The 6,256-nt window shown below is 59.3% G+C and carries 7 protein-coding genes; 5 read left to right on the top strand and 2 right to left on the bottom strand.

Annotated features, from left to right (window positions below; genetic code table 11):
* On the bottom strand, window positions 1–1,446 hold a 1,446-nt coding region (gene leuS / locus ACKOED_RS00690; protein WP_408914649.1), incomplete at its 3' end, for a leucine--tRNA ligase.
* Between the two features lie 105 nt (window positions 1,447–1,551).
* Between leuS and ACKOED_RS00685 the strand changes: the two genes are divergently transcribed.
* Window positions 1,552–2,211: a YggS family pyridoxal phosphate-dependent enzyme gene (locus ACKOED_RS00685; RefSeq protein ID WP_408914648.1), complete on the top strand. Its 660-nt coding sequence runs from the start codon at window positions 1,552–1,554 to the stop codon at window positions 2,209–2,211.
* Here ACKOED_RS00685 and ACKOED_RS00680 read toward each other — a convergent pair.
* A complete protein-coding gene (locus tag ACKOED_RS00680) occupies window positions 2,208–2,732 on the bottom strand; it encodes a L,D-transpeptidase (RefSeq protein ID WP_408914647.1) in 525 nt (174 codons plus the stop codon). The genes ACKOED_RS00685 and ACKOED_RS00680 overlap by 4 nt on opposite strands.
* A 104-nt stretch (window positions 2,733–2,836) precedes the next feature.
* Here ACKOED_RS00680 and ACKOED_RS00675 point away from each other — a divergent pair, with 104 nt between their 5' ends.
* The 4 genes from ACKOED_RS00675 to ACKOED_RS00660 all read left to right on the top strand — a co-directional run bounded on the left by ACKOED_RS00675 (window position 2,837) and on the right by ACKOED_RS00660 (window position 5,941).
* Window positions 2,837–3,523 carry a response regulator transcription factor gene (locus tag ACKOED_RS00675; RefSeq protein ID WP_408914650.1) on the top strand — a complete coding sequence of 229 codons (687 nt, stop codon included), beginning with the start codon at window positions 2,837–2,839 and terminating at the stop codon, window positions 3,521–3,523.
* A 47-nt stretch (window positions 3,524–3,570) separates the two neighbouring features.
* Window positions 3,571–4,038, top strand: a complete 468-nt coding sequence (locus tag ACKOED_RS00670) for a Crp/Fnr family transcriptional regulator (RefSeq protein ID WP_408914646.1) — start codon at window positions 3,571–3,573, stop codon at window positions 4,036–4,038.
* Window positions 4,039–4,173: 135 nt separating this feature from the next.
* Entirely contained in the window at window positions 4,174–5,277 is a 1,104-nt protein-coding gene (locus ACKOED_RS00665) for a hypothetical protein (protein ID WP_408914645.1), read from the top strand.
* A gap of 67 nt (window positions 5,278–5,344) precedes the next feature.
* Complete coding sequence (locus ACKOED_RS00660; RefSeq protein ID WP_408914644.1) at window positions 5,345–5,941, top strand: LpxA family transferase; 597 nt, start codon at window positions 5,345–5,347, stop codon at window positions 5,939–5,941.
* The last annotated feature ends 315 nt before the right edge of the window (window positions 5,942–6,256 follow it).

The following is a 6,256-nucleotide window of genomic DNA, read 5'->3' as shown; positions in this document are numbered from 1 at the left end:
GTGTTCGAGCGGATTGCCCGGCTTGTCGAAACTCACGTCATCGGGAAGTGTCACGGGAAGCTGCGCCTTCGGCACCGGCACGATGCCGCAAGCGGCGCAGTGGATCACCGGAATCGGGCAGCCCCAAGAGCGCTGCCGCGACACGCCCCAGTCGCGCAGGCGGAAATTCACCTTGCGCTCGCCGGTTCCCGCCTGCTCCAGGCGCCGCGCGATTTCGGCCTTGGCGGCGGGCACCGTCATGCCATCCAGGAAATCGGAATTGATCAGAACGGTGTTGTCCCCTTCCTTCTCGAGGAAGGCTTCCGCGCCGATTGCAAATGTTGCCGGGTCCACCCCCTTCGGCGCCACCACGGGAATGACCGGCAGGCCGTATTTGCGCGCGAAATCGAGGTCGCGCTGGTCATGCGCCGGGCAGCCGAAGATGGCGCCCTCGCCATAGCCCATCAATACGAAATTGGCGGCATAGACCGGCAGCCGCACGCCCTCCCGGAACGGGTGGCGGGCGTAGAGCTTGAGGAAATGGCCTTTCTTCTCGGCACGCTCGATCGTCTCCTCCGAGGTGCCGAGTGCGGCCACGTCGCGGCGGAAAGCAGCGAGCCCGGGATCGCCGGCGGCGAGGCGCTTGGCCAGATCATGATCGGCTGAGATCGCGCAGAAGCTGGCGCCGAAAATCGTGTCATGGCGCGTCGTGTAGACGGTGAGGCGTTCCTCCAGCAGGGTCCCGGCCTCGTCCTCGAGCGCGAAGGAGAAGCGCAGACCCTCCGAGCGGCCGATCCAGTTTTTCTGCATCAGCCGGACTTTTTCCGGCCAGCGGATGAGGCCATCGAGCGCCGAGAGCAGCTCTTCCGAATAGGCGGTGATTTTCAGGAACCACTGGGCCAGTTCGCGCTTCTCGACCAGTGCGCCGGAGCGCCAGCCGCGGCCGTCGATCACCTGCTCATTGGCCAGCACCGTCTGGTCGACGGGGTCCCAGTTGACCATCGACACCTTGCGCTCGACGAGTCCCGCCTTCATGAAGTCGATGAACATCGCCTGTTCGTGGCGGTAGTAGGAGGGATCGCAGGTGGCGATCTCTCGGCTCCAGTCGAGCGCCAGGCCCATCGACTGCAGCTGGCGTTTCATGGTCGCGATGTTATCGTAGGTCCAGGCCTTGGGGTGTACGCCGCGGTCGATGGCGGCGTTTTCCGCGGGCATGCCGAAAGCGTCCCAGCCCATGGGATGGAGCACGTTATATCCCAGCGCCCGGCGGAAGCGGGCGATCACGTCACCCATCGTGTAGTTGCGGACATGGCCCATATGGATGCGGCCCGACGGATAGGGAAACATCTCCAGCACGTAATATTTGGGCCGCGCCGCATCTTCCTTCGCTTCGAAGCTCTTGGCTTCGGCCCAGTGTTTTTGCCAGCGCGGCTCGGCTTCGCGCGGGTTGTAACGTTCAGTGCTCACCGTGGCGGATCCCGTCTGTGAAAAGGCTTGATCCGGTGCTGGTACCAGTCCTTGAAATGGCCCGCAAGCTTGGCCTAAACCTCAGCCTTTCCAGGAGTTTGCGGCATGACGCATGACGGGTTGAGAAAGGTGCTGGTAGGGGTGGCGGACGCCGCCCGCGCCGCTGGCCGCAAGCCGGAGGCCGTGACGCTGATCGCCGTGTCCAAGACCTTTGGCGCGGCCGAAATCGAGCCCGTGATCGCCGCTGGTCAGCGGGTGTTCGGCGAGAACCGGGTACAGGAGGCGAAGGCCAAATGGCCGGCGCTCAAAGCAAGATGGCCGGACCTGCAACTGCACCTCATCGGCCCCCTGCAGTCCAACAAGACGGCCGAGGCGGTTCAGCTGTTCGATGCAATCCACACCGTTGACCGGCCGAAGATCGCCGAAGCGATCGCCGGCGAGATGCGAAGGCAGGGAAAATCCCTGACGCTGTTCGTTCAGGTGAACACGGGCCGCGAACCCCAGAAGGCCGGGATCGACCCCGATCAGGCGGATGCATTCCTGCGCGGCTGCCGGGACCAGCACGGCCTCTCGATTGCGGGTTTGATGTGCATTCCGCCCGCCGATGCCGATCCAAAGCCGCATTTCGAAATGCTGGCGGACATCGCCCGCCGCAACGGCCTGGCCTGGCTCAGCATGGGCATGAGCGGCGATTATCCGGCGGCCATCGCCTGCGGCGCAACCCATGTGCGGGTCGGCTCCGCCATCTTCGGGGTGCGGGATTAGATGACGATCCGGGTTTTCGGGCCCACCCGCCGCAGGATCTTCAGCATATCGCCGCGGGACACCGCGATGCAGCCGGCGGTCGGCCCGCCATCCGGCCGCCGTAGATGGAAGAACACCGCGCTGCCACGGCCCTGAATTCGCGGCCGCTCATTGTGTGAGAGCTCGACGACCAGGTCATAGAGCGCATCCTGGCGGCGCATGGTCTCGTGCGCGGCGGCATAGGGAAGCCGGACCAGACGGTTGTAATTGCGGTCACCCACGGTTTCGCACCAGCCGTCATGGGCGCGCAGCGCCAGCGGTTTCAGTCCGCTCCGGGGCGGCAGTCCGCGGTCGGCGCGGTAGAACAGCCGCCGCAATTGCCATGCGCCCTGCGGGGTTGCACCATCCCCCTCCCGCTTCAGAAAACGCCTGCCGCTCCGCCCGACCGAGCAGGGAAAGGCGAGATGGCCGGCCTTCAGCCAGCCGGCGGTGGCGCGGCCATTGCGGGTGAGGACACGAAGGGTCTTGAGCGGTTTCGTCATGCGGGAAGGAAGGCTGGTTCGGCCTTGAAATGGCCATGGTAGAGCCTAACATCTGGGACAAAGGGAGCAAGCGATTTCAAGCGCTTCCGGGCGGAAAGGGCATGATGGGCGGCGCCAAGAAGATCATCATCATCGATGACGATGACCTGCTGCGTGAGACGCTGAAGGAGCAGTTTTCGCTCCATGACGAATTCTCGGTGAGCGAAGCCGCGACTGCCGCCGACGGCATCAAGGCCATCAAGGCGGAACACGCGGACCTGGTGATTCTCGATGTCAACCTGCCGGACATGGACGGCCGGGAAGCCTGCAAGATGATCCGCCGCAATGGCTATACGGGGCCGGTGATCATGCTCACCGCCCAGGCATCCGAAGCCGATACCATTCTGGGTCTTGATTCGGGCAGCAGTGATTATGTCGCCAAGCCTTTCCGCTTCGCCGTGCTTCTGGCCCGCATCCGCGCCCACCTCCGCCAGCACGCGCACAGCGAGGACGCGGTGTTCAAGGTCGGGCCCTATACGTTCAAACCCTCAGCCAAGCTGCTGACCGATGCAGCCAATCGAAAGATCAGGCTCACCGAGAAGGAAACCGCCATCATCAAGTTCCTGCTGCGGGCTGGCGAACAGATCGTCAGCCGCGATGTCCTGCTGCTGGAGGTCTGGGGCTACAATGCCGGCGTTACAACGCATACGCTCGAAACCCATGTCTACCGGCTGCGCCAGAAGATTGAGCGGGACCCGGCGAAAGCCGAAATCCTGGTGACCGTGGCCGGGGGCTATAAGCTCATTCCATGACGGTTGGCGGGCCCGCCCATCTCCTGTAAACACGCCGTCGGGAACGCATGAACATCAGAGCCGACATTGAAACCCTGCGCCGTATTCCGATCTTCTCGGACTGCGACCCCGTGCACCTGCAACTCATCGCCTTTTCGGCGGAACGCGTGAGCTTCGAGGCCGGTCAGGCGATCATCCGCGAAGGTGCGGAGGCCGCGGCTGCCTGCCTTGTTCTCGGCGGAGAGGCCGTTCTGTCGACCATTGGCGAGGGCCGGATCGGCAGTGCCGGTCCGGGCGCAATGCTGGGCGAGATCGCCATGATCGGCGAGCGGCCCTACGCTGTCACCGCCACCGCTGTGGAGCCGGTCACAGCGGCACGGATCAGCCGCGAGCTGTTCATGCGCGTGGCGCGTGAGTTTCCGGATTTCGGAGCCGCGGTGTTCCGGGTTCTGGCGGCCCGCCTTGACCAGTCAATGCGCGAGATCGGGGCCGCGCGCCTTGGCTTCGACGCCGCGAGATCGTTCAAGGACATTTAAAGACCGTCAGTTTGAGCCGCTCCGCTGCCAGTGGAGCGGCGGTTCGGCCGTCGGGCGGCTCCTTCCGTCACAACACCCCTCGCCCCCTCTCGTCATGGCCGGGCTTGACCCGCGACAGCGAGCGGCAACTGTCAGGTGATTACTGTTCCTGTACAATTGGTAGTATGGGCAGTCTGGAATCTTACGGAGTCAGCAATTTCAATTGGTATAGCTATGTTAGCTGGGCGAGCGCCGCTATGGCTCTTGGCCCTGCTTGGTGCAGGCCTTGCGGATCGTTTTGGAGCATATAGGCTCCTTTCAATCGCGAATGCCTCGGCGGTGTTTGTTGTAGCATGCTTCCTAGTGCAGGATGTTTTTTTAGGAAGCAGCCCAACATCTTATATATTATTTCTGTTTTTTCTCAATGCAACGCGATCCATCGAAGGTGCTGCGCTCGCAGTAATTATTCAAGAAGACGGAGGTCATATCGATGTGCAGAAGGGGAATGCGAAGTTTGACATTGCGAAACGAATGGGCCGCCTAGTTGCACCGTTGTTTGCGACTTCTTTTGGCAAAGTAAAAACAATTATATTTGTTTTTGGTGGATCCGTTGCATATTTTGTAATGGCTTTTACTGCATCAATATCAAGTCAATGTTCCCCTCGGCGAATTGAGAAAGGTCAGCATGTGAGTTTTCAGGCAGCTTTCGGAGGTGTTCTCGGTAGCGCGCCGCTCAGACAATTATTCCTAGTTAGTTGTATCTATCCGATCTGCCATGCCGCTGCTTGGTTCGTTGCAATCCCAAGACTCGCGCTGGGGGCGTCGAATGGTCAAGCAGACGTTCTTGGATATATCGTTGCAGCAAGCGGTATTGGTGGCTTATTGTCGGGCTTCCTTATTTTGAAGTGGGTAGTATGGGGCCCACATAAAGCCGTCGGGTTCGGCGTGATTTTGGCGGGAGCATCTTTCGCAGCGTTTTCGAGTTCATCAATTGGGCTGCTTGCGGTTTTTCTCGGGTTTCTCATCGGAATGGCCCTGCCTTTCCAGGATGTTTTCATGACTATTATCATTCAGCAGAATGCTCAGTCTGGCACCCTAGCCCGTGTGCAGGCATTATGGCGATTAGCGGCTGAGATATCGCTCGGTATTGGATTAGTTGCTGGTGGCTGGTCGACTGAGTATCTTGGTGCGACGGCAGTTTTGCTGGTATCAGGAATTTGCGCGGCGCTTCTGGGCATCTATATGATATCTAAAAAATAGAATATCGTACATGTTAGATGAACTGTTGTACAAAGAAACAATAAGACATGGAAGGAACATAATTTAAATGAAAAAATTCATTAAAGAATTCGAAATATCCCCCCTTGCGCGATACGTCGAAATGTCAGCGTGGGAAATTACATCAAAATCGATATCTATATTGCATGTAATGCTCAATGAAATAAAAGGAGATTATTATATTGCAGATGGAGTGGCAATCCATAGATCAGCTACTATCGAGACAGGAGCTATATTGAAAGAGCCGACGATCATCGGCCCGCGATGCTTCGTTGCTCATGGTGCTTATGTTCGAGGTGGCTGTTGGCTTGATGCCGAATGCATCCTTGGACCGGGGGCAGAACTCAAGTCGTCGTTTCTTTTCGCAGGTACAAAACTTGCTCATTTCAACTTCGTTGGTGACAGCGTTCTAGGTTCTGGGTGCAATCTTGAGGCAGGGTCAATCATTGCGAATTACCGCAACGAGACTGAAGGCGCGGCGATCACAATTTCGTATGACGGACAGAGCGTTAACACAGGCGTCTCCAAGTTTGGAGCACTTTTGGGCGATCGAGTTCGACTAGGTGCTAATTCGGTCGTCGCGCCCGGGGCAATTTTGCCAAGTGGTACAGTTATTCGGCGTTTAGCCTTGGTTGATCAAGGTTAGGTCTGGCCTGTACAAGAACAGTAATCACCTGACAGTTGCCGCTCGCTGACGCGGGTCAGGCGGCGCGTTGTTTGTCGGGTTTCCGGGGCTCTGCTTTCTCCTTCTGTTTCGGTTGCGGTTTGGGCAGGCCGGCGATGAAGACGGTCTCTGGTGTCCTGCCGTTCATGCCGCGGCTCTGGGCAGTGTCCAGATTCTTTCGCACATTTTTTCAAGCCACGGCGGCTTCGGTTGGGTTTTCGTCGGCCTGAAACAGAGGCCGCATGTTCATGTACCGTTTCGTTGACCACTGGGTCCCCGCTATGTGCCGCAGCCGGG

This window comes from Aestuariivirga sp., assembly GCF_046093005.1.
GTDB lineage: Bacteria > Pseudomonadota > Alphaproteobacteria > Rhizobiales > Aestuariivirgaceae > Aestuariivirga.
Note: the sequence above shows the minus strand (reverse complement) of the source record. Positions and strands in the feature narration are given on the sequence as shown.

Coding starts and splice junctions, on each gene's coding strand:
- ACKOED_RS00685 (WP_408914648.1), top strand. CDS start 1,552: ATGACGCATGACGGGTTGAGAAAGGTGCTGGTAGGGGTGGCGGACGCC.
- ACKOED_RS00680 (WP_408914647.1), bottom strand. CDS start 2,732: ATGACGAAACCGCTCAAGACCCTTCGTGTCCTCACCCGCAATGGCCGC.
- ACKOED_RS00675 (WP_408914650.1), top strand. CDS start 2,837: ATGGGCGGCGCCAAGAAGATCATCATCATCGATGACGATGACCTGCTG.
- ACKOED_RS00670 (WP_408914646.1), top strand. CDS start 3,571: ATGAACATCAGAGCCGACATTGAAACCCTGCGCCGTATTCCGATCTTC.
- ACKOED_RS00660 (WP_408914644.1), top strand. CDS start 5,345: ATGAAAAAATTCATTAAAGAATTCGAAATATCCCCCCTTGCGCGATAC.